This window comes from Paenibacillus sp. LS-5, assembly GCF_056121505.1.
This window is the reverse complement of record NZ_JBWAVA010000001.1, coordinates 681,872-703,751: the sequence shown is the minus strand read 5'-3', so window position 1 is coordinate 703,751 and position 21,880 is coordinate 681,872. Positions and strand designations below refer to the sequence as shown.

23 protein-coding genes are annotated in these 21,880 nt (G+C 47.9%); 19 read left to right on the top strand and 4 right to left on the bottom strand.

The genetic code is table 11. The features are described 5' to 3' along the window. Positions 1 to 162 precede the first annotated feature (162 nt). Positions 163 to 501: a L,D-transpeptidase gene (locus AC0MA3_RS03215; RefSeq protein WP_379151826.1), complete on the bottom strand. Its 339-nt coding sequence runs from the start codon at positions 499 to 501 to the stop codon at positions 163 to 165. A 229-nt stretch (positions 502 to 730) separates the two neighbouring features. After that, on the bottom strand, positions 731 to 1,357 hold the full coding sequence (lexA, locus tag AC0MA3_RS03210) for a transcriptional repressor LexA (RefSeq protein ID WP_379151829.1): 627 nt from the start codon (positions 1,355 to 1,357) through the stop codon (positions 731 to 733). 236 nt (positions 1,358 to 1,593) lie between these two features. Here lexA and AC0MA3_RS03205 point away from each other — a divergent pair, with 236 nt between their 5' ends. From AC0MA3_RS03205 to AC0MA3_RS03120, 18 genes are all read left to right on the top strand, one after another. Next, positions 1,594 to 2,001 (top strand): LysM peptidoglycan-binding domain-containing protein, encoded by a 408-nt coding sequence (locus tag AC0MA3_RS03205; protein ID WP_379151832.1) that lies wholly within the window; start codon positions 1,594 to 1,596, stop codon positions 1,999 to 2,001. Positions 2,002 to 2,110: 109 nt separating this feature from the next. Continuing rightward, the gene (locus AC0MA3_RS03200) at positions 2,111 to 2,284 is read left to right on the top strand and encodes a DUF896 domain-containing protein (RefSeq protein ID WP_379151835.1); all 174 of its coding nucleotides are present in this window, start codon (positions 2,111 to 2,113) and stop codon (positions 2,282 to 2,284) included. Positions 2,285 to 2,368: 84 nt separating this feature from the next. Then, a complete protein-coding gene (locus AC0MA3_RS03195) occupies positions 2,369 to 2,896 on the top strand; it encodes a hypothetical protein (RefSeq protein WP_379151838.1) in 528 nt (175 codons plus the stop codon). A gap of 36 nt (positions 2,897 to 2,932) precedes the next feature. Beyond that, positions 2,933 to 3,718, top strand: coding sequence for an HAD family hydrolase (locus AC0MA3_RS03190; RefSeq protein WP_474655141.1), 786 nt, complete (start codon positions 2,933 to 2,935; stop codon positions 3,716 to 3,718). A 220-nt stretch (positions 3,719 to 3,938) separates the two neighbouring features. Continuing rightward, the gene (locus AC0MA3_RS03185; RefSeq protein WP_474655140.1) at positions 3,939 to 4,361 is read left to right on the top strand and encodes a FixH family protein; all 423 of its coding nucleotides are present in this window, start codon (positions 3,939 to 3,941) and stop codon (positions 4,359 to 4,361) included. Between the two features lie 188 nt (positions 4,362 to 4,549). Next, positions 4,550 to 7,927: a methionine synthase gene (gene metH / locus AC0MA3_RS03180; protein ID WP_474655175.1), complete on the top strand. Its 3,378-nt coding sequence runs from the start codon at positions 4,550 to 4,552 to the stop codon at positions 7,925 to 7,927. Between the two features lie 170 nt (positions 7,928 to 8,097). Beyond that, entirely contained in the window at positions 8,098 to 9,039 is a 942-nt protein-coding gene (gene rnz, locus AC0MA3_RS03175; protein WP_474655139.1) for a ribonuclease Z, read from the top strand. A gap of 318 nt (positions 9,040 to 9,357) precedes the next feature. Beyond that, the gene (locus AC0MA3_RS03170; RefSeq protein WP_474655138.1) at positions 9,358 to 10,146 is read left to right on the top strand and encodes a TIGR01457 family HAD-type hydrolase; all 789 of its coding nucleotides are present in this window, start codon (positions 9,358 to 9,360) and stop codon (positions 10,144 to 10,146) included. A 45-nt stretch (positions 10,147 to 10,191) separates the two neighbouring features. Continuing rightward, positions 10,192 to 11,007 (top strand): Fpg/Nei family DNA glycosylase, encoded by an 816-nt coding sequence (locus tag AC0MA3_RS03165; RefSeq protein ID WP_474655137.1) that lies wholly within the window; start codon positions 10,192 to 10,194, stop codon positions 11,005 to 11,007. Continuing rightward, on the top strand, positions 10,997 to 11,851 hold the full coding sequence (locus AC0MA3_RS03160) for a deoxyribonuclease IV (protein ID WP_474655174.1): 855 nt from the start codon (positions 10,997 to 10,999) through the stop codon (positions 11,849 to 11,851). The genes AC0MA3_RS03165 and AC0MA3_RS03160 overlap by 11 nt, the downstream gene beginning before the upstream one ends. After that, entirely contained in the window at positions 11,848 to 12,192 is a 345-nt protein-coding gene (locus AC0MA3_RS03155) for a cyclic-phosphate processing receiver domain-containing protein (RefSeq protein WP_474655136.1), read from the top strand. The genes AC0MA3_RS03160 and AC0MA3_RS03155 overlap by 4 nt, the downstream gene beginning before the upstream one ends. After that, entirely contained in the window at positions 12,189 to 12,512 is a 324-nt protein-coding gene (locus AC0MA3_RS03150) for a thioredoxin domain-containing protein (protein ID WP_379151863.1), read from the top strand. Before AC0MA3_RS03155 ends, AC0MA3_RS03150 begins: the two co-directional genes overlap by 4 nt. Then, positions 12,512 to 13,294: an ABC transporter ATP-binding protein gene (locus AC0MA3_RS03145; protein WP_474655135.1), complete on the top strand. Its 783-nt coding sequence runs from the start codon at positions 12,512 to 12,514 to the stop codon at positions 13,292 to 13,294. Before AC0MA3_RS03150 ends, AC0MA3_RS03145 begins: the two co-directional genes overlap by 1 nt. Further along, positions 13,291 to 14,358, top strand: coding sequence for an SAM-dependent methyltransferase (locus AC0MA3_RS03140; protein ID WP_474655134.1), 1,068 nt, complete (start codon positions 13,291 to 13,293; stop codon positions 14,356 to 14,358). The genes AC0MA3_RS03145 and AC0MA3_RS03140 overlap by 4 nt, the downstream gene beginning before the upstream one ends. A 118-nt stretch (positions 14,359 to 14,476) precedes the next feature. Then, the gene (locus AC0MA3_RS03135) at positions 14,477 to 15,997 is read left to right on the top strand and encodes a serine/threonine-protein kinase (RefSeq protein WP_474655133.1); all 1,521 of its coding nucleotides are present in this window, start codon (positions 14,477 to 14,479) and stop codon (positions 15,995 to 15,997) included. Between the two features lie 155 nt (positions 15,998 to 16,152). Then, on the top strand, positions 16,153 to 17,706 hold the full coding sequence (locus AC0MA3_RS03130) for an ABC-F family ATP-binding cassette domain-containing protein (protein ID WP_474655132.1): 1,554 nt from the start codon (positions 16,153 to 16,155) through the stop codon (positions 17,704 to 17,706). Between the two features lie 70 nt (positions 17,707 to 17,776). Further along, positions 17,777 to 18,847 (top strand): ThiF family adenylyltransferase, encoded by a 1,071-nt coding sequence (locus AC0MA3_RS03125; RefSeq protein WP_474655131.1) that lies wholly within the window; start codon positions 17,777 to 17,779, stop codon positions 18,845 to 18,847. Between the two features lie 112 nt (positions 18,848 to 18,959). Next, positions 18,960 to 19,718: a winged helix-turn-helix domain-containing protein gene (locus tag AC0MA3_RS03120; RefSeq protein ID WP_474655130.1), complete on the top strand. Its 759-nt coding sequence runs from the start codon at positions 18,960 to 18,962 to the stop codon at positions 19,716 to 19,718. 66 nt (positions 19,719 to 19,784) lie between these two features. Here AC0MA3_RS03120 and AC0MA3_RS03115 read toward each other — a convergent pair whose 3' ends face one another. Both AC0MA3_RS03115 and AC0MA3_RS03110 read right to left on the bottom strand, forming a co-directional pair. Next, positions 19,785 to 20,291 (bottom strand): C40 family peptidase, encoded by a 507-nt coding sequence (locus tag AC0MA3_RS03115; protein ID WP_379151886.1) that lies wholly within the window; start codon positions 20,289 to 20,291, stop codon positions 19,785 to 19,787. Positions 20,292 to 20,573: 282 nt separating this feature from the next. Continuing rightward, positions 20,574 to 21,215 carry a thiamine diphosphokinase gene (locus AC0MA3_RS03110; protein ID WP_474655129.1) on the bottom strand — a complete coding sequence of 214 codons (642 nt, stop codon included), beginning with the start codon at positions 21,213 to 21,215 and terminating at the stop codon, positions 20,574 to 20,576. Positions 21,216 to 21,371: 156 nt separating this feature from the next. On the opposite strand from AC0MA3_RS03110, the gene AC0MA3_RS03105 reads away from it, so the two are divergent. Further along, complete coding sequence (locus AC0MA3_RS03105; protein WP_474655173.1) at positions 21,372 to 21,836, top strand: low molecular weight protein-tyrosine-phosphatase; 465 nt, start codon at positions 21,372 to 21,374, stop codon at positions 21,834 to 21,836. Positions 21,837 to 21,880: the final 44 nt, after the last annotated feature.

The window sequence follows — 21,880 nt, the reverse complement described above, 5'->3', positions numbered from 1 at the left end:
CGTGAGAAAAAAATGTTTGAACATGACAGGGGTGTCCCGAAAAAGCCGTGAAATGGCTGCTTGGGACGCCCCTTTGTTTTACAAATAGATGTAATGTTGACACTTGTGTGGGTGCTCTTCGAACGGACTTTAGTTCCAATCACTGTTGGCTCCAAATTTTATTTATTCCCTAATGGTTACACGGGTTCCAACAGGCACTGTTGCTGCAAGGAATAACACATCTTCATTGTACATACGGATACAGCCATGGGATACCCTCTTACCGATGGAGGAAGGGTCATTGGTTCCGTGTATTCCGTAATGAGGCTTGGATAGGCCCATCCAAAAGGCTCCGAAAGGGCCGCCGGGGTTTTTCTGTTTGTTGATAATGGTATATTCTCCGACTGGAGAGACGGACAGTATCTTCCCGATCCCGACAGGAAACCCTCTAATTACAGTCTCATTGTCAAGTAAATAGAGCATTCGCTGGGAGAGATCGGTAATGATCCGATAATTGGGCATCTTGGTCAACACTCCTTTTATCATCAGGATATGATCGGAGTGTAGGGAGAGTTCTGGTATATTTGTTTGATCAACCGGAGCGAACAAATGTTCTTGTAAGGATAGACAGGCATGTAGAACGGGAGAGAGCCATCCATTGTGATGAATGTATAAAGAAAATAAGGAAACAATAGATAACTAAAGAAAAAACTGCTCCGCTAGACTGCGGAACAGTTTCATTAAGAGGGGGCTAGTGAATATCGCGGAATAGGCCTATAACTCTGCCCAGGATCGTAACACGATTCAGACGAAGGGGCTCATAAGCCGGATTCTCCGGCTGCAGACGAATATGGTCTCGTTCCTTGTAGAAGGTCTTAACTGTTGCCTCATCTTCTTCGGTCATGGCTACAACGATATCTCCGTTATCTGCAGTCTGCTGCTGGCGGACGATTACATAGTCACCATTCATAATGCCAGCATCAACCATACTGTCACCTAGCACAGAAAGCATGAACACTTTATCATCACCTACATAATGAGCCGGCAACGGAAAGTAATCCTCAATATTCTCTGTTGCTGTAATCGGTACCCCGGCGGTAACCTTTCCAACGACTGGAATGCGTGTTACCGTCTGAACGAACTGATGAACATTCTCGGAATCCTCTTGTCCTAGCAATTCTATTGCCCGTGGCTTCGTAGGGTCACGGCGGATAAGACCTTTCTTCTCCAACCGGTCCAGGTGACCATGTACCGTGGAGCTGGAAGCCAGTCCTACAGCTTCGCCGATTTCCCGGACAGAAGGCGGATAACCCTTGCTGCGGACTTCGTTACGAATAAATTCCAGGATCGCCAGTTGACGACTCGAAATCTTTGACATCGGAATCAACCCCATATACTATGTTTGGGAAAATTATAACATAGAACTTCCGTTCGTACAAACATAAGTTCTAAAATGATAGAAAGAGTAGATGGGGGCTGAGAATAGTTATTTTGGGCAGAAAATGAGTAGTGAAATATAAGGGAACAATTGTTCGAAGAAATGTGTTGATCAAAACACATGTTCGTGTTATATTGATTTTGAAAGTAAGAACAAGTGTTTGGAGGTCGGTTAATATGTTAAAGTACAGTACTTACCGTAGTATTTACGACGAGGTTCATGAGGACCATACAGCCAGAACCCACTCTGCTTCTTCTGATAGACTAGATAATATTCTTTTGTCCTTAGTGACATCATGCCGAGGAATGTTCCATCAGGACACTCTGGTTAAGGTGGCCTTGATTTTTCTGTTAGTGATTTCGGGATTTACCGTGGTAGGTAATGTTTTTGCAGGATCGGTGTTGCCGGCCAAGCAGGAGAAGAGAGTTGTTGTTGAACGCGGGGACACACTTTGGAGTATTGCACTTAAGAATAAACCGGCTGATATGAAAACGGCTGTATATATAGAAGGAATTAAACGGTCAAGCGGTCTAGAGAATAGTAATATCAAGGCCGGAGATGTGCTGAGCTTACCTGTATATTAATATTAATGAAGTACCTATAGACAGATACCAGGAGCTTTCAGGGAGGAGACCTTGACAAGCTCTTTTTCTCATGGCAAAGTTAGAATGAATTTATAGGGAGGGGAACATATTGAACATTGACGAATTGGTCGCCCGTATCAATGAATTAGCACGCAAACAGAAGAGTGACGGCCTGACTGAGGAAGAACTCACCGAAAGAGCCAAGCTCCGGGAGATCTACCTGGGCAATATCCGCAGTAACTTCCGTGCGCAGCTCAATAACATTGAAATTGTGGACAAATAAGTACATGAACAAGGCAACAGGGCGAGAATAAATGAGGCTTTGTTCCTTTTCATAGATATAATTGGATGACTAGGGGGAACTAACATGGCCCGTTCTTGGGAAAGAATGGTTCAACGTAACACACAGCAAATTAATAAGCAACGCAAGAAGCAGGGGAAAGAATCTATCTATGCTTCAACGACTTCTGCCGCTGCAAAGAGCGGTGATATTTTTAGAGGCCGCAATATCGTGTTTCCTGTAGTGTTGGTAATGCTTGGCCTAATGTTTTGGGTAGTTGGCTCAATAGACGAAGCTAAGAACAGCGGCATTCTTGCCAACTGGCTGGGAGTTGTACTCTATTTTCTGCTCGCGGCATTGCTGTTTTTCCGACGTCCCTATTTGAAAGTTGAACGTGCCAGACTTTCTACTATTAAATACAACCGTGAACGTCATCTTCCTGCAGCGGATATTGAGAAGATTACCGTAACACGTGGCGCAGTTTCCATTAAGTACAAAGGCAAACGCACACAGTGGGTATTCTCCAGGCTGTTCAACCGTTATGACATTAATGCTATGGCCGAACGTTTGGAACAGTTCGCCAAACAAAATCATGTGGAATACGTGAGCGAATAGAAAGATACATCCAGTATAGGGAGAGGGAGAACTATAATGCCGATTTCCGCCGTACTCTTTGACCTTGATGACACATTGCTCTGGGATGAACGAAGTGTTGAAGAAGCCTTTCGATATGCCAGTGAAGCAGCAGGTGAATCCGTCGATCCTAAGGAGCTGGAAGCAGCTGTCCGCAGGGAAGCCAGGAATCTGTATGAATCATATGAAACGTTTCCGTTCACCAAGCTAATTGGAATTAATCCATTTGAAGCGCTATGGGGGAATTTTACAGCTGGGAAGCAGCATGAATTCCGCCAGATGGAGCAGCTTGCTCCTGTCTACCGCAAAGAGTCCTGGCGCCGTGGACTAGCTGCACTGGGAGTGGAGGATGAGGCACTTGCGGCAAAGCTGGCAGCTACATTTGCTACAGAACGCCGCAACCGGCCTTATATCTATGATGAGACTCTGCATGTACTGGATGAACTCAAAGGTAAGGTGAAATTGCTGCTTTTGACGAATGGGTGCCCTGCATTGCAGCAGGAGAAGCTGGATAGTGTGCCTGAGCTGATTCCTTATTTTGACCACATTGTTATTTCGGGGAACTTCGGTAAAGGCAAGCCGGACAAAGAGATCTTCACCCATGCGATGGAGCTTCTCGATATTTCTCCTGAGGATGGAATTATGGTTGGTGATAAGCTGACTACAGATATTCTTGGCGGGCTCAGTGCTGGTCTGACTACCGTATGGATTAACCGCACCGGCAAAGAAACTGATCCTGATATTACACCTGATTATCAGATTGAACATCTCAGTGAGCTTCTTCCACTCGTGAAATCTTTATAGGCCTCTTCCAAGAGTCGTTATCCTGACTAAGTCGGGATGCGGCTTTTTTTATGCAAGAATATTTATTTGATTATGCAATTTGATATGATCAATGTCACAAAATGAGGCAGGAAAAACAGCTTGATTACTGATTATCTGAGTATTATGTGTATAATAGTAAAGAAATGCTTCACAGTATGTCAGTATCATATTATCCTAACTTGATTCGGGGGAACTCCAAATGATCAATCAAAGGAAGCTGGCAGCGTGTTTATCGGTAATCATTGCAGCAACTCTTTCGGGCTGTTCTGAAGGTGCAAAGTCGGAGTCTAATATGCATTCTGCGGCAAATATGTCTATGGAGCCCATAAAAGTAGAGTTGAATTGGAATCCACAGCAGGTTACGGCAGGACAGAAGGTAACTTTTGAAGCACAGGTCACTCAAGATGGCGAACCGGTGGATGATGCAAAAGAGGTGCTTTTTGAAATCGTAAATAACAGTAATAAGGAGCAGACTTTAGAGCTGACTGGTGAATCCGCAGGGGAAGGTACATATAGGGCTGAAGGTGTATTAAAGAGCGAGGGCGATTATACAGTGACATCCCATGTGAGTGCGCGGACACAGCATTCCATGCCTAGTAAAAAACTTGTTGTTCAGCCATAGTATGATCAAAATCATTAATAGCGGGAGTTGCCGCAACCATTACAGATAATGCAGAGTGGAAAGGAAGGCTTTTCGAATTCCGTATATTCTGCTAAACTTACTCTAATGTTTTACTGGGGGGATAGAAAGTGGCTAAATTCACACTTGCTGAAAGCTTACAAAAGCGCATACTGATTCTTGACGGAGCAATGGGTACGATGATTCAACAGGTGCCGCTTACCGGTGCTGATTTTGGCGGAGAAGAACTTGATGGCTGTAATGAAATGCTGGTGCTTACCCGGCCAGAGGTTATACAGGATATTCATGAGAAATACCTGGAAGCCGGAGCAGATTTAATTGAGACAAATACTTTTGGTGCGACTTCGGTCGTACTTGCCGAATATGATATCCCACAGAAGGCTCGCGAGATCAATCTCGAAGCTGCCAGACTGGCCCGTAATGCCGTGAATAAATATGATACAGCTGACCATCCGCGCTATGTGATTGGGGCTATGGGACCAACAACAAAAACCCTTTCCGTGACGGGGGGAGTTACATTCCATGATCTTGTGAAGAGCTATGAGGAGCAGGCGGTTGCATTGATCGACGGAAAAGTGGATGCGCTACTGCTCGAAACTTCTCAGGATACACTTAATGTCAAAGCCGGAAGCATCGCTATCCGTAATGCTTTTGACCAGACAGGTATAACCCTGCCTGTTATGATCTCCGGGACAATTGAACCGATGGGGACTACACTTGCCGGACAGAATATTGAAGCCTTTTACATTTCGCTGGAGCATTTGAAACCCATCTCCATTGGGCTCAATTGTGCAACCGGACCAGAGTTTATGCGTGATCATATCCGTTCACTCTCGGCAATCTCCTCAGCAGCAGTAAGCTGCTATCCGAATGCGGGACTGCCTGATGAAAATGGTAATTATCATGAGTCTCCGGATTCGCTTGCCCGCAAGCTTGCTGGTTTTGCTGAAAAAGGCTGGCTAAATATTGCCGGAGGCTGTTGCGGAACAACACCGGATCATATCCGGGCGATGGCTGAGGCGCTTGCAGAATATCCGCCACGTGGACTGGATGGAGTTCACCCTCCGGCACTTTCCGGAATTGAGCCTGTATATATTGAGAGCGATAACCGCCCATATATGGTAGGTGAACGCACGAATGTTCTGGGCTCACGGAAGTTCAAACGGTTGATTGTGGAAGGTAAATATGAAGAGGCTTCCGAGATTGCCCGGGCCCAGGTCAAAAGCGGTGCACAGGTGATAGATGTCTGTGTCCAGGACCCCGACCGTGATGAGAGTGAGGATATCAAGAAGTTTTTGGAGCTGGTTGTCAAAAAGGTAAAGGTTCCGTTAATGATTGATACCACTGATCCCAAGGTAATTGATCTGGCATTGCAGTATTGTCAGGGTAAAGCAATCATTAACTCCATTAACCTTGAAGATGGTGAAGAAAAATTCGAGCTGGTTACTCCGTTGATTCATAAATATGGCGCTGCCATTGTTGTGGGTACAATAGATGAAACGGGACAAGCTATTAAAGCTACAGATAAGCTGGAAGTTGCGAAACGCTCATACGATTTGCTGGTTAATAAGTATGGTCTGGCGCCGGAAGATCTGATTTTTGATACACTGGTATTTCCTGTAGGAACAGGAGATGAACAGTATATTGGTTCCGCTAAGGAGACAATTGATGGCATTCGGCTAATTAAAGAAGCCCTTCCTGAAGTGCATACGATTCTAGGCATCAGCAATGTTTCGTTTGGTCTGCCTGAAGCGGGGCGCGAGGTGCTTAACTCTGTATTTCTTTATGAATGCACCAAGGCCGGACTGGACTATGCCATTGTGAATACGGAAAAGGTAGAGCGTTATGCATCCATTTCTGAAGAAGACCGTAATCTGGCCGAGCAGTTGATCTATAATACCAATGATGATACACTGTCCGCCTTCGTTGCTGCTTTTCGCGGTAAGAAGGTGGAGAAGAAAGAGAAAATCTCCAACCTCTCGTTGGAGGAACGCTTGGCTTCCTATGTAGTGGAAGGGACCAAGGAAGGCCTGATTCCCGATCTGAACGAAGCGCTGACCCAGTCAGGACCGCTGGAGATCATTAACGGACCGCTCATGGCTGGAATGTCAGAAGTCGGAAGACTGTTCAACAACAATGAATTGATTGTCGCAGAAGTGCTGCAAAGCGCTGAAGTGATGAAGGCCTCTGTCAGCCACTTGGAGCAATTCATGCAGAAGGATGAGACTTCTGTGAAGGGCAAGATCATGCTGGCTACAGTCAAAGGTGATGTACACGACATCGGAAAAAATCTGGTGGAGATCATCCTTTCAAATAATGGTTATCAGATTATTAATCTGGGTATAAAAGTACCACCGGAGAATATCATTGAAGCGTTCCGACGGGAAAAGGCAGATGCGATTGGCCTGTCCGGCCTGCTCGTGAAGTCGGCGCAGCAAATGGTGCTGACAGCTCAGGATCTGCGCACAGCAGGTATCGATGTGCCGATCATGGTTGGCGGAGCTGCATTGACGCGCAAGTTCACTAAGACGCGCATCCGCCCGGAATACGACGGTCTGGTGCTCTATGCCAAAGATGCAATGGATGGTCTCGATATTGCCAACCGGTTAATGAATCCGGATGAACGTTTGAAAATTGAAGAGGAAGTGCGCCTTGAAGCAGAGACAGCGGTAGCTGTAGCTCCTCAGCAGGAGATGCCGGTGCTGACAAGGGCAGTCCGTTCCAAGATTTCGGCTGACGCGCCAGTATTTACACCGCCTGATCTGGAGCGGCATGTGTTGCGTAATTATCCTTTGGGACATATTATCCCCTATGTAAATATGCAGATGCTGCTGGGCCATCATCTTGGACTGAAGGGATCAGTGGAAGCTCAGCTTGCTGCTGGTGACCCGCGTACAGTCGAACTCAAAGAAACAGTGGATGAAATTCTCCATAAAGCTATGCTGGAGGGTACCATAACTCCTCATGCCATGTATCAGTTTTTCCCTGCTCAAGGAAGAGGTAATGACGTACTGATCTACGACCCTCAGGATACGACCAGGGTTCTTCATACCTTCACTTTCCCTCGCCAGAGTGTGGAGCCTTATCTGTGTCTGGCAGACTTCCTCAAATCTGTTGACAGCGGAGTTATGGATTATGTCGGTTTCCTGGTGGTTACGGCAGGTCATGGTGTCCGTGAAATGTCTGCAGAACTGAGGGATAAAGGCGATTACCTTCGCTCGCACGCTCTACAGGCGGTGGCTCTGGAGGTTGCCGAGGGATTAGCAGAGCGTGTGCATCATATGATGCGGGATACATGGGGATTCCCGGACCCAGCCGATATGACCATGAAGCAAAGACATGGAGCACGATACCAGGGAATCCGCGTATCTTTTGGTTACCCTGCTTGTCCGGATCTTGAGGATCAAGGACCTTTGTTCAAGCTTATGTCACCTGAGGATATTGGCGTCGAGCTGACTGAAGGGTTTATGATGGAACCAGAGGCTTCAGTATCAGCAATGGTATTCGCACACCCTGAAGCTCAGTATTTTAATGTGGAGAAGCAATAAGCTCCTTTTCCCATATACTCAATCTACAGGGACTGCACCCTATTAGAGCGGAACCTCCCGTAACCGGGAGGTTTTTTGTTGGAGCTGTACGATTATCGGAAAGATGATTTTTTGTTCCAAAAAGGGTAGAATTTGATGAGTTCCAAAGAATATAGAGAGGAGGAGCATGAGTGGAAATATACTTTTTGGGTACGAATGCAGGTGTGCCTACTCTGCAGCGGAATGTAACGTCGGTTGCACTCCGGCTGATGGAAGAACGCCGAAGCTTTTGGATGTTCGACTGTGGAGAAGGTACTCAGCACCAGATTCTCCGTTCACCGCTTCGGCTGGGGAAGCTTGAGAAGCTATTTATTACCCATCTACATGGTGATCACCTGTTTGGTTTGCCGGGCCTGCTGTCCAGCCGAGGTTATCAAGGCGGCACAGGACCGCTTACTGTATATGGCCCACCGGGTCTGAAAGCTTATCTGGATGTCTCCTTATCAGTCAGTCAATCCCGGATTCCATATTCCATTGAGATTGTTGAACATAGCGGAGGACTTCTCTTCGAGGACGATAGCTTTAAGGTTGAAGCTGGCCTGCTGGAGCACCGGATCGATAGCTATGGATACCGGGTGACAGAGAAAGACAGTCCGGGCAATCTGAATACAGAATTATTGCAAAGCTATGGCCTGAAACCAGGTCCGCTCTATGGCATATTGAAAAAGGGGCAGGATGTAACGACTGAGGAAGGCATTCTGATCCGTGCTTCGGAAGTAGTGAATGCACCGAAAAGAGGCCGTATAATAACCGTGCTGGGAGATACCAGACCCTGTGAAGGAGTACTGCCTCTTTCCCTGGGTGCAGATCTGATTATTCATGAGGCCACCTTTGGTCATGATCTGAAGGATATGGCTCATCAGTACCATCATAGCACCGCCGTCCAGGCTGCTGAGCTGGCCCGTGAAGCTGGTGCGCGGGAGCTGCTCCTGACTCACTTCAGTTCCCGCTACACTTCACAAGAGGAGTTGCTGCCGCTTCTTATGGAAGCGCAGGCAATATTCCCTCAGACACTGCTGGCTGAAGAGTTCTGTACCTTTCCTGTATATCGCAAATCGCCGGGAAATCCTTGAGGAAATGATCCGGGAAAGTGAATTATTTTCCGGGAAAGCGCAGGAAATGACAGTTTTGTGCCAAAAAAAGACCGGCGGGGCGGGTGTTCGCTAGCGTTCGACGAGGTCTGTTGAATGAAAAGAATTAACAGGCTGAAAAGATAACGAAGAAACTAAGAATTTGACGAAAAAACAGCAAGCTTTACACCGGAAATGCCCATGAAATCAGCTTATTTCCCGATGGAGAACAACTGGAAATTTTGTATATGCAATAGCTGAATAAAAAAATAATGTGGTTAAATATTTATGCTATGAACTAAAGGCGAAATGGAGGCATCTATGAACTCTATTGGAGGATTGTTGATCGATTTGGACGGAACGTTATACCACGGAGGACAGATGATTCCTGGTGCAGATCTGCTAATCTCCGGACTTCGCAAGGCGGGAATCCCCTATTTGTTTGTAACGAACAATTCTTCCCGGACTCCCGCCGGTGTAGCGTCTCATTTGCGTGGAATGGGGATTGAAGCAGAGCCACATGAAGTCTGCACATCCTCCTTAGCGGCTGCACGCTATATCGCTGGGGAATCCCCGGGGGCAACGGTGGCGATACTTGGGGAAGAGGGGTTAATCGAAGCCTGCCGTGAAGCGGGGCTTGTCCTGGTGACCGAAGCGCCGGATTATGTTGTACAAGGCATTGACCGGTCTTTTACATATGATTCCCTTGCGCAGGCTTCCCGCTGGATTCGTGAAGGGGCAAAATTCGTGCTCACGAACCCCGATCTGATGCTTCCTTCGGATGACGGTGTTATGCCTGGAGCTGGTACGCTGGGCGCCGCAATTGAAGCGGCAAGCGGATTTTCTCCTGTTGTCATTGGCAAACCTGAAGCGCACCTCATAACCTATGCTACATCGCTGCTTGGAATTGACCCGGGTGAGGCTGTTGTGGTTGGGGACAACATGCGAACCGATATTTCCGCAGGTGTGCGTGCAGGGTGCAAGACTATTCTGGTGCTGACGGGGCTTACAACAAGGGACAATCTGGAGGACTATCAACGCTTAACCGGAGTGACACCGGATGAAATTTATACTGATTTAGCTGAACTTATGCTTGCACTCGGTGTATAATGTCAAAGGTATGCTTTTACCTACCTACGAAGGGAAGATGTAATTATGCCGGAACTGCCGGAAATGGAGAATTACAGAAAGCTGCTTAGCCAGCATCTTATAAATGTTCCAATTACGGGCGTAACCGTAAACCGTGAAAAAACTATTAATATTGAGGCTGAAGCATTCACCCAGGCGCTGCTTGGAGCCCGCATAGTATTTGTGGAGCGGCGAGCCAAACATATCCTGTTCCATCTTCATGATGGCCGCAGGCTGCTGCTGCATTTGATGCTTGGAGGGCTTTTGTTCTACGGGACTGAGGAAGAGCGTCCTGACCGCACAACACAGGTGGAGCTTGCTTTTGGAGAACACATTCTGTATTTCATGGGACTCCGGCTTGGATATCTGCACCTTCTGTCCGTTAAGGAGAGCGAAGCGGCAATGGGCAAGCTGGGGCCGGAGCTGCTGGACCGGCGCATGACGCCGGAGCGGTTCGCGGGACTTCTGAAAGGCCGCAGGGGGTCGCTGAAGAGTCTGATGGTCAACCAGCAGGTTATGGCCGGGGTTGGCAATTGCTACGCTGATGAAATAGCTTTTGAGGCAAAGCTCCTTCCAACCACGCTGGTGCAGAATCTTACACCGGAAGCAGTGGGAAGGCTGTACGACAGTGTACGTAAGGTACTGACAGAAGCTACTGAGATCGGCGGTTATATGGAAATGCCTTTTATGTCCGGGGACACGGTTACCGGATCCTATAATGATCACTGCAAAGTGTATGACCGTGAAGGCGAACCTTGCTTACGCGGCGGGGGGAATATTGTCAAAATCGAGCTGTCCGGACGCAAAGTGTTCTATTGCCCGGATTGCCAGCATGCCGAATAGGCCCAAAATCGGGGCACATGTCAGCACTCGCGGCGGATTCGGGCGTGCAGCCCGGTTTGCCTGGGAGAGCGGTGCTGAGTGTTTTCAATATTTTCCGAAGAATCCACGCAGTCTGCAGCTAAAGCAGATGGACTTGCGTGATGCGGAGAGCTGTGCCGCCTTTTGCAAGGATAAGGGGATGGAATCGATCGCACATACTCCTTATCCTGTCAATCTGGCGGCGAATTCAGCAACGCGGAAGATGATGGTGGACTCTCTTCTGAATGATCTGGGGATTGCTGAAGCTTGCGGTTCGCTGGGCATTGTGGTCCATTTTGGACATTTTGGCGGCATCGAGCCATTACAAGGTTATCAAAATATTATACAATGTATAAATGACACGCTGGTTAACTGGGACGGGCAGGCCAAGCTGCTGATTGAGAATCAGGCTGGTAATCATGGCAAGGAAGGCATAACGCTGGAAGAACTGGTCAAGATCCGTGAACTGAGCCGTTACCCGGACAAAATCGGATTTTGTCTGGACACCTGTCATGCATTTGCCGCCGGGATCTGGAATCCGGAATCTACTGAAGACTTCATCGTTAAGGGCACGACCCTTGGCTACTGGAAGTATCTTGTGGCAGTTCATCTGAACGATTCGTTATATGCTTTTGGTTCGCAGAGGGACAGGCATGCAAATATCGGCAAAGGCTGTATAGGTGAAGCTGGCTTGCGCAGTCTGTTGATTACCGAACCATTTCAACGGGTGGCCATTGCCCTTGAGACCGGGAAGGGACCGGACGGGACTCACCGCCAAGAAATGGCTATCGTACGCAGATGGTATGAAGAGGAGGTGCAGCAATGATCAATTTATTCATGGACGACTGCCGCAGACGGCCTGAGGGCTTTACACTGGCACGTTCCACGGAAGAATGTCTGCTGCTGCTCCGGGAATGTGAAGTTCGTATCTTATCGCTTGATTATGATATGGGGCCGGATGACTTCAGCGGCAGCGAAGTAGCTAGACGAATCGTGCTGGAAAAGCTTTTCCCCCTCGAAATATATCTGCATACCTCCAGTCTGCAAGGACGCCGGGAAATGTATGAAATTTTGTATCCAGCTCTACCTGATGGTGTTAGACTTCATAATGGCCCGCTGAATCCGTCCAGACTTCTGGAGATAACCTCCGGGACGGTGAGCCGATGAAAGAGATGAACCAACAAGAATTGCTAAATGCACTGGAACGCGGGAGCGAACCTTTGGTGATATTTTTATATACACCGCTATGCGGAACCTGTAAAGCCGCCCGCCGTATGCTGGAGGTAACTGAGCATCTACTGCCGGAAGAACTATTGATTGCAACGGGTAATGTAAATGTGCTGCCGAGGTTGGTGAACATGTACCAGATTTCCAGTGTGCCTGCACTACTGGTTGCCCCGGCTGACCGCAGTAAGGTTCCGGCTGTTTATTATTCAATGGGCTCAGTGGAACGGATGCTGGACTACATAAGGAGTGTGACCTCATAATGATATCTTTACAACATCTGTCCCTGCGCAGGGAGCATAGCCTGATTCTGGATGATGTATCACTTGAAATGAAACAAGGCGAAAACTGGGTAATTCTTGGCCGCAACGGCTCAGGCAAAACCACACTGCTGGAAATGATGACTGGCTATCTGTTTCCAAGCAAAGGTACGGTTGAGGTGTTAGGATATAAGTACGGCCAGTGTGATCTGCGCGAGGTGCGCAAGGAAATTGGCTATATCGGACCCTCTTTGATGGAAAAGCTGTCGCTGACTGATCCCGTATGGGAGGTAGTCGCTACAGGTGCCTATGCATACCTTCGTTTCTATCAGGAAATTCCGCGTACGGTGCATGACCAGGCGATACGGATGCTGGAGGATATGAATCTCGGTGAGATGGCCTATCATCCGTTTGGAACCTTGTCCCAAGGGGAACGTAAGAAGGCAATGCTGGCACGCTGCCTGATGGCAGAGCCCAAACTCCTGATTCTGGATGAGCCCTGTGCCGGACTAGATCTATACGAGCGTGAGAAAATGCTTGCCGAGATCGAAAAGCTGAGGCAGCGTGACGTATCCGTTGTATATGTTACCCATCATGTTGAGGAAATTGTACCGCTCTTTACACATGTAGCGTTAATCCGTGGCGGCAAGCTGGCTGGTTCTGGCCCCAAAGAAGAAGTGTTAACAAAAGAAATGATCTTGGCCACTTACGATATTCCTGCTGATATAGAATGGGATAGCGGTCGTCCCTGGATAAAAATAAGACCTGGAGGCACAACCCTTTGAACGATTTTATAGAATTAACTCCCCAGCATACTCATGCTCCGGAGGAAAAGGTACATTCGCGGTATATTTGCACCGCTAATCACGGCTTTGCTCCATATGCTCAAGAAGAGCTGCGCCGCTTGTTCGGCTCGGTGAAAAGCACACTGCTGCTGCCGGGTGAAATATTCCTGGCCACGCTGGAAGCGGAGCCCGAAGAGGTATCCCGCAGATTGGCCGCTAGTCTGCCGATCTTTCTCCGGCATATTCAGCCTGTTGAATTCCAAGACCAGGGCGACATGTCTGCGCTGGAACGGCTGGCTGTCTACCTGGGACGACGAAGTGAGCTTGAAGGGTTGAAGGTGTCCCTGCATGTCCGTAAGGGCAGTAGCTCCTTCTGGCCGGACAGCCCTGGGGAATTGCGTGAATGGCTCCAGGAACGGCTGCAGGATCTGGGTGCGGAGTTCACCGTACAAGAACCTGATTGGGTCATTTCGGTGTATGCCGATGGTGAAGCTCTGTATGCCGGTGTATCCCGGCCTGAGGACAACCTGTCGAGCTGGAATGGCGGTATGATCCGTTTCCGTAAAGAGGACGGGCAGATTTCAAGGGCAAAGTTCAAACTAATGGAAGCAGAAAGGGAGTTCTCCATTCCGTTCCAGAGCTTCCGGAATGCCGTGGATATTGGCGCATCTCCAGGCGGATGGACATCGTTTTTGCTGGAACGGGGACTTAAGGTGACTGCGATTGACCCGGCGCTGATGCATGAGTCGCTCCGTAAGAATCCGTCACTTAAGATCCTGCGCAAAAATGCCGGGGAAGTAAAATTCTCGGATAATGAGTTTGATCTGCTGGTCTGCGATATGAGCTGGAGTCCGAAGCTGATGGCCAAGCTGGTCACGGGTCTGCTGCACAGCTTGTCACCTGGTGGAACGGCTATTGTCACGGTGAAGCTGATGCATAAGAAGCCGCTGGCGGTATTTAAAGAAATTATCGCTATGTTCGAAAGCGAGCGGATGCAGATTCAGCGCGCCAAACAGCTGTTCCACAACCGTGATGAAATTACACTTTATATGATTAAGTATTAAGAACTGAATGGATTGTACAGAGGGAAAGCATCCCGTTACCTGTATAGCCGGCAATATGCCGCTGTATATGAGGATAACGGAGGCTTTCCTTTTTTATTGTGGATCATAAAGGATTGAAATGGAGGAGATTACGGTGATCTTTGAAACAAAACTCAAGGGTGGAGCAATACTCGGGAATCGATATAGAATCGCTGGAAATCTAGGAACAGGGGGGATGAGTCATGTATATCTGGCTGAAGACCTGCGTCTGCCGGGAAAACGCTGGGCGGTGAAGGAGAGTATCGACCAAGAAGGTTCCTATGGAGATATTCAGGCAGAAGCTGAACTTCTGATTTCTTTGAGTCACCCCTTGCTTCCAGGTGTGGTTGATTTCTTCCCGCCAGACCGGGAGGGTCATTGTTATTTGGTTATGGATTACATAGAGGGTATCACTTTAAGCGAATATCTTGCGCAACATCCTGGACCGCTGCCAGTGAAAAGCATCCTCCGTTATGCGCAACAGCTGCTTAAGGTATTGGATTATTTGCATGGGCATCATCCGCCGATTGTTCACCGGGATATGAAGCCTGGGAATATTATGCTGACTGGACGGGATGAGCTGATGCTGATTGATTTTGGTATTGCACGCAAGTTTAGAAAAGACGGAAATGAAGACACTGAAAAGCTCGGTACGGTTGGCTTTGCTGCTCCTGAACAGTATGGCGGAGGACAAAGCGAGCCTGCCTCCGATCTGTATGGATTGGGAGCGTTGCTGTTGTATATGGCATCAGGTGGGCAATTCAGCCGTTGGCAGGCAGGGCTGGAGGAAAAGCTGCGTTCCCACCTGCCTGACCCATTGATTCCGGTGATCCGTCGGCTGCTGCGCCAGCATCCTGAAGAAAGATACCCTAACGCGCAAGCGGTGTTAAGTGTTCTGGAACCGATTGAAAGTGAAACGGAACATGCTGATAACCGCAAATATCTGCGCACCCAATCAGACTTAGACCGTTCAAGCCAGCATACGGTTGTGGTTGCATTTCTTGGTGTTGCTCCGGGACTGGGCACAACGCACACCTCAATAGCGGCCAGTGTTTGCCTGCGGCGGTTTGGTACAGTTGCTTGGGTAGATTTCAACCCCGCTTCACGGATCTATGACCGAATCTGTGGTCTGCTGGGGGAACCGGAATCAGAAGTTGAATCTGGTAGAATAGGGACGCCTGTTAACTGGAAAGGGGTACATTACTATAAGAGGACATCAGAAGGTGAAATCAGTTACATGACGAATGAATCTTACAATTTTGTGATTCTGGATCTGGGAACAGGGGGGTATGAGGAGGCTATAGAGCAATTTAAGGCAAGTGATATTCCAGTGCTCATAGCTTCTGGAGCAGATTGGCGGATGGAGGATACCTTGCATTGGCTGGTACGCACTGACCTTGCACCCATGCCGAACTGGAGAATCTGTCTTCCGCTTTCTACTCCGTCTGCAGCTGATCTACTGGGCTCTGCCTTGGGCGGAGTCAAAGTGCACAGCTTACCTTATCAGCCTGATCCTTTTCATGCAAAGGGAAAGCTCTCTGAAGCACTTGAACGTCTGCTAAAAGAATATGATAGGAGAAAGATTTTTACGAAAAATCGTAGATTATTTCAGAAAAAATAGCGAAAATATTTGTATTTGTCTTCCCGTACTGCTGTTTTAAGCTAATCTTCTGTATCAGTGCGGCGCTTACTTGTGCTAAAATGAATCGTTGTATATTTTGTTAGAACTGAATTCCGCCTCATTTTTAAATATAGATAGGAGCATATGGAGAATATATGAGTTTACTTACAGTAGAAGACGTTTCGCACAACTTCGGAGGCCGGGAGCTGTTCAAGGACGTATCTTTTCGCTTGCTTCCCGGTGAGCATGTGGGCTTGGTAGGAGCGAATGGCGTCGGTAAATCTACGCTAATGAATATTTTGACGGGCAAATTGCTTAAAGACAGCGGGAAAGTCGAGTGGACCCCAAAAGTCCGTTATGGCTATCTCGACCAGCATACCATTCTTACTGCGGGCAAAACTGTGCGCGATGTGCTGAAGGATGCTTTTCTGCCGCTCCTTGAACTGGAGAATGAAATGATGGCTATTACCGAGAAAATGGGTGAGGCAACCTCTGAGGAGCTGGAACTGCTGCTGGAGCAGATGGGAGAAATTCAGGAACAACTGGATATCGGTGATTTCTATCTGATTGATGTAAAAGTAGAAGAAATGGCTAATGGACTCGGTCTGGCCGCAATCGGTCTGGATCGCGACGTAACGTCACTCAGCGGTGGACAGCGTACCAAGGTTCTGCTGGCGAAGCTCCTGCTCGAGAAACCGAATGTACTGTTAATTGATGAGCCTACCAACTACCTGGATGTGGAGCATATTGACTGGCTGACGAACTATCTGAAGCAGTATCCATACGCGTTCATTCTGATATCCCATGATACCGATTTTATGAATAAAGTCGTGGATGTCATCTATCATCTGGAATTTGCCAAATTGACCCGCTATACGGCCAACTATGAGCGGTTCCTGGATATGGCCGACATGAACAAGAATCAGCATATCGATGCATATGAGAAGCAGCAGGAGTTCATCAAGAAACAAGAGGATTTCATCCAGCGCAACAAAGCGCGGGCTTCCACTTCAGGCCGGGCGAAGAGCCGTGAGAAGCAGCTTGGCCGGCTGGAGCGGATTGAACGTCCGGATGAAGCTGCCAAACCTTCATTCTCGTTCAAGGAGAGCCGTGCCAGCGGGAAGACGGTGTTTGAAGGGATTGACTTCGAGATCGGTTATGATCGTCCGCTGCTGCCTAAGCTCAATATGATGATTGAGCGTGGAGAGAAAATTGCTATTGTTGGCTGCAATGGGGTAGGTAAATCAACACTGCTGAAGTCAATCCTGGGTGTTATCCCTACTTACAGCGGCAAAACATACCTCGGAGATTTCTTGAATGCTGCATACTTCCAGCAGGAGGTGAAGGCTGCGAATCTAACTCCGATTGATGATGTGTGGAATGAATTCTCCAGTCTCACCCAGAATGAAGTGCGTGGACATCTAGCCCGTTGTGGATTGAAAAATGAACATATCACCCGTCCGCTGAGTATGCTAAGCGGGGGCGAACAGGCCAAAGTGCGTCTGTGCAAGCTGATGATGCGCGAAAGTAACTGGATTTTGTTCGATGAACCTACGAATCACTTGGATGTAGTTGCCAAGGCTGAGCTGAAGCGGGCATTGCAGGAATACAAAGGTACGATTCTGCTCGTCTCCCATGAGCCTGATTTCTATGAGGATTGGGTCACCAAAATTTGGGACGTTGAGCAATGGTTAGCACAAACGGTCTAATATAAACAGAAGTCGGAGAAGAGCAGCCTGTGCTCTTAACCGGCTTTTAAATATATGGGGGTGTCTTGGAATGAACCACATGGAAAAAGATGAAGCACTAGCTGACCGGGAACGCGGGCGGAACGGCCGGTATTCGCGCCAGGTAAGATTCACCCCTTTTGGTGCAGAAGGACAGGCTGGCCTTGCCCGTTCCTGTGTGCTGATTATTGGAGTGGGTGCGCTTGGAACTGGGATTGCCGAGACTTTAGCCCGCTGCGGAGTTGGACGAATCATACTGGCTGACCGTGATTATGTGGAATGGAGTAATCTTCAGCGCCAGCAGCTCTTTACGGAAGAAGATGCCTTACAGCGGGTGCCCAAGGCAGCAGCGGCCAAGGCGAGGCTTGAACGGATTAACTCGGACATCGAGATTGAAGCCCAGGTGATGGATGTGCGGGCTGAAGAGCTGGAGAGTCTGCTTGTCGGTGTAGATCTAATCATGGATGGAACCGATAATTTCGACACCCGGCTGATTATCAATGATATGGCTCAGAAGCACGGCATTCCTTGGATTTATGGGGCTTGTGTCGGCAGCTATGGAATAACTTACACGATTCTGCCGGGTGAAACGCCCTGCCTGAACTGTCTGCTGGGGGCTGTCCCCCTTGGCGGAGATACCTGCGACACGGCGGGGATTCTTCCGCAGGCTGTGCAGCTAGTTACCGCAAATGCGACCTCAGAAGCACTGAAGCTGCTTGGCGGGCGCCGTGAACATCTCAGAGGCAAACTTCTGTCCTTTGATGTATGGCGCAATGAGCATCAGGAGATCGGAGTGATGGCTGCCAAAAAAGACAGCTGTCTTTCCTGTGGCAGTCATCCTGTTTACCCTTATCTGACAGCTGCTAATACAGAACGAAGTGATGTGCTGTGCGGCAGGGATACGGTGCAAATCCGCCCAGCTTCCCGCCGGAAGCTGAATTTGCAGGAAACGGCTGCAAGGCTCGCTAAGCTCGAAAGCGGCAAGGTCGAGAGCAATGCTTATTTAGTTTCTTATACTGAAGAACCGTACCGGATGGTTGTTTTTGCCGATGGACGGGCTTTGATTCATGGAACCAATGAAGTAGCGGTTGCACGCAGTTTTTATCACCGTTTTTTCGGATAATGAGGATATAAAAAAGCCATTCCATGGAATGGCTTTTTTGCTTTGAGGGAAATCTAAGCCTATACTGCAGCGGCTATGCCGTCGCAAGGCTGATTTGATGCGGGGGATAAGAGTGAATGAGACCATTGCTTGGTTTGTGTCCGGGCAGTCCGCAGATGCCCTTGAAGGCCTAGAAACAGGAGATGGCAAGGGAGAACACCGGAATCTGGTGCAGGCGGTTCAAGACCTCGGGTTAAATACAGCAATAAGCGAAGATCTCGAGAATCTTCGCTTATTGCTGACCAGAGTGGAGCCCGTATTGCTGATTGCTGAGTTGGATCATGCCGCAGAATGGGCGGGGTGGAGGTTGATATCGGATCTGAGGGACCAAGGGAAAAAAATTCCGGTGATGGTGATTTCGGGCGGAACGTATGGGGAGGCGGCGGCGGAAGCTTTTGGAGCGGGTGGCAATGAATATATGGTGAAGCCTGTACATACTGGTGAATTCAAATGCAGAGTGGAAAATATTATAAGGCTTACTGGCTCCCGCCGCGACCGTTCATCCCTGCTGAAGGTGGATGGCTTGACACTTGATCCTACCCGCAGAGTGGTCCGCCGGGATGGAATGGAACTAAAAATGACGCCCAAAGAGTTTGATCTGCTCTATTATCTGGCTGAGAATGTGGGGGAGGTTTGTCCCCGTGGTGACATCCTCCAGCAGGTCTGGGGTTATCATTTTCATGCAGATACCAATGTGGTTGATGTCTATATCAGACATATCCGGCTCAAAGTGGACAAAGGCCATAAGAATAAACTGATTCATACGGTACGTGGTACCGGATATGTAATGAGGGCGCCGGAAGGCGCGCCACATGCTGATACCATACTCTGAACAAAGCCAACCGCTTTTTTGTCAATAGAGCCGCCGTAAAGCCTGAAAGAGATTCGTATAGAGCTGTTACAGAACGCGGCGCGCTTTCAGGTAGGTTCTTTTCCAGTTGCCGGAATTGAGATTAGAGATCGTTACACCGGGTGAACCGTAAGTGTGAAGGATTTTGCCATTTCCCATATAGACAGCCACGTGCGTTACATTTGAACCGTTCGCTCTGCTGCCGCTGGAGAAGAATACCAAATCGCCTGCTTTCAAATTCGCTTTGGATACGGCTCTTCCTACTTTGGATTGAGCTACAGAGGTGCGGGGCAGATTCACGCCGTATTTGGCGAAAATATATTTGGTAAATGATGAGCAGTCAAAAGTTCTGGTAGACGAAGTAGAAGCACCGAATTCATAACGTACACCCATATATTTTTTGCCTAAATTTACGATATTTTGACCCGTTGAGGAAGACACTGATGCTGCAGCAACAGGTGCTGTACCTACTCCGGTTGCCATTAGAGTACTCAGTCCAATCGTTGTGCACATGCCTACTACAATTGCTTGTTTAACCCATTGATGTTTCTTCATGTTGTATTTCCTCCCAAATAATATATAAATGTCTATCTTGTTGCCTGTTCGTAGTATAGCAGGTTATGAATCGCCTATTTTTTGGTTAGGAGACTTCAAAGCCTTGCGGGGATTGGGTTGAAAGCGGTTTATTAAAATCTCATTAAAAGTTACAAAATATTAATATTTTGAAGAGTCTACAACACAAAAAAGACGGAAAATCCCTTTGGCAGTAAGGGAATCCCGTCTTTTCCTTTTTGAATCAAAGGTTACAACGATGTCTCTTAATTTGTATGTATGACCTCAATCTTTGCTTTGAATAATGAGCAGTAGTCCGCTGTCTATAGATACAGTTCCGCTCTTATCCGATAATACGTTGCTTACTCCAAGGGATTGTCCCAGTTTTAGAGTGGCATTTGTTAAAGGATATTGAAAGCCCTCCAGCGTGATGCCGGTTACCTCAGGGGTCAGGGGCAGCAGGGAGACATAAGTATAGCCTCTATCCAGAATCTCGGTTTTGGAACCGGTCAATGTAATATAATTATGCGTGTCCATTACTGAACAACATACCTTGCGCTGCAGTGCTCTGGTCATCATTTGAATACTGGCAAGGGTATGATCAATGCGCGTGCCTGTTACCCCGAACAGCAGGATCGAATCCGGCTGGGTATCCAGTGCCAAATCAAGCGCCATTTCACTGTCGGTTAAGTCCTTGTCTATAGGATCACAGGCTATGGTTCTTTTGCTTCCCGTTTGGATAAGTTTCAGGTCATCAGATGTCACGGAATCGAAATCCCCAACTGAAATGTCAGGAACGATCCCGTGTGAAACCAGGAATAAGGCTCCCCGATCTGCTCCAATTATGAAATCCTCTTCATCTAATAGTGACAAATAATGCGCCGACAGATCTCCACCGGCAAAAATAACAACCCGTTTGACTGGCATAGAGTACCTCCTGAATGGTGACTGTGTAGTTAGTTTTTCCAGACCCAGTATAATGCAGAACGAAAAGTTGTACAAATGATGCTCTCACGATAAAATAAATAGTGTACAACTATTGTACTATATTAAAAGTAAAGAAATGTGCTGGAGGTGAGAAGGATCGTTAAGGTTCTGTTTGTATGTCTGGGCAATATTTGCCGCTCGCCAATGGCTGAGGCTGTTCTTCGACACAAAATCCTGGAGCGGGGGCTGCAAGAACAGATTGTAGTCGATTCTGCAGGTACAGGAGATTGGCATATTGGAAAAGGACCGCATGAAGGAACTCGGAATATTCTTGATGCCCATGGGATCAGTTACGAGAATATGAAAGCGCGGCTTGTAAGCAGTGATGATTTCGATGATTTTGATTATATCCTCTGCATGGATCAGTCCAATGGTGATAATGTTCGTAAAATTCCCGGTGGAGATAAGGCGAAGCTCCTGTTCTTCATGGACCTGTTGCCTGAGCAAGAGCTGAGGGAAGTGCCAGACCCTTATTTTACTGGAAACTTCGGGCAGGTGTATCAGTTGATTGACGCTGGGTGTGATGTGCTTCTGGCTCAGATAATTAAGGAAAAGCTCTAAAGGTTTGTCCGTGGAAAATATGGCTTATTCGGTTGCCTTTATTA